The 1584-nt window shown below is 37.1% G+C and carries 1 protein-coding gene and 1 pseudogene; both read right to left on the reverse strand.

Going from position 1 to position 1584, the window contains the following annotated elements:
- The coding region (locus tag BM121_RS21685; RefSeq protein WP_139220302.1) for an ABC transporter substrate-binding protein at positions 1-662 on the reverse strand (662 nt) is incomplete at its 3' end.
- 313 nt (positions 663-975) lie between these two features.
- Positions 976-1584, reverse strand: a pseudogene (locus tag BM121_RS21690) (sugar ABC transporter substrate-binding protein); the annotation flags it as partial.

Raw genomic sequence — 1584 nt, forward strand, 5'->3', positions numbered from 1 at the left:
CGCTTTCCTTGTGTACGTAAATAATAGTTTAAGATGACATCAGCAGTATGACCATTATCAAAGTAATATCCTGCTTCTACCGCTTTATCAGATATTTCCATAAAATCGTCCCATGTCCATTCCTCTGGAATAGTATCTACACCAATTTCACTTAACACCTCAGGGTTATACTGAAAACCTAAAGCGTTTACACCTAAATTGAACCCATAGAGTCCATCGTTGATTTCACCAGTATTCACAACATCTTCAGGAATATTGGATACATCAATTTCATTTCCTATAAAAGGTGACAAATCGGCGAGTTGGCCATTTTGAGAATATTGGGAAATGTAAGATTGATCCATTGCTATAATATCTGGTAGTTCGTTAGCTGCAGCTTGTGGCGATAATTTTTGCCAATAATCATCCCAACTTGCATATTCGGGTTCAATTGTAATGCCTGGATTTTTTTCCTCAAACAATTCAATCACTTCTAACGTATAATCATTTCGGGTTTGTTCCCCCCACCAAGCAATTCGTAATGTGATATCATCTGTATTTTCTTCCTCAGCAGTTCCTTCCGATGTTTCACCACCTGTTTCTTCCGTACCATCTTCATTGCCACAAGCAACTAGAAATAGTACCAATAAAAAACCTAATAAAAATAACAAATTCTTTCTCATTTAATAACCTCCCTTTTTTCTAATCGATACAAGTAAGCGATTTCATTACTATCATACCATGTTCATTGCCACCACTATAATAGAAAAATCAGATGATAATCCTCAAAATTCAGACTTCTTTTATAACGATAATATGTAAAATGCATTTGTTTAGAAGAGAAGGTCATATTGTAGAGTGTGATTGTTTTTTGGCGGGTTTGCTCCCACTTAGTTTCTTTGCTTTACTCGAACCTTGAAGTGGAGGTTTACGGACGATTGGCACCATGATAAACAGAAAAGCTGATCCGTTAAGACCAGCTATCGATTAGTAATTTTATTGGTTATTCAAAATACTTTCTGCTTTTGATCTAAAAGTGGTCGCTGCTTCTTTCGGCGTAATTTGGCCATATGACATCTGTTCAGAAAGATTGGTCAATAATTCAATGATTTCGCCGGCACCAGCTGGGTCTGGAGAACCCATAGGTGAACTGTTATCTTCTACCCATGTTATATAATCAAACACTTCCGCTCGAGACGCAGAAACCTCTGCTTTCAATGCTTCTTTCACCTCCGAAGAAACGGGTACTCCTCGTTCTCCTAAAATTATTTTATTTGCTTCTATATCATTCACAAAGAAATCAATAAATTTAGCCGCAGCTTCTTTCTCTTTTGAATTTTTAGTAATTGAAAAAAACTGACCCGGTTTCAAAAACAATCCAGACTCCACATTAGGTCCAGGCATCGGAGCAAATTTAAAATCTAGTCCAGAGATTTGTTCTAAACCAGCAAACTGATTAGACCATTGGAAGACCCCAACACCTTCTCCTTTTGCAATCGGATCATCTTCCGGACCTGCTAATTGCGCTAAATAATCCGGCGTTGGTGTTGCTTCTTTTTCTACTTGATTAGTAAGCATGGTATATAGATCCACAAATAATTGATC

This window comes from Gracilibacillus orientalis, assembly GCF_900114645.1.
Classification (GTDB): Bacteria; Bacillota; Bacilli; order Bacillales; family Amphibacillaceae; genus Gracilibacillus; species Gracilibacillus orientalis.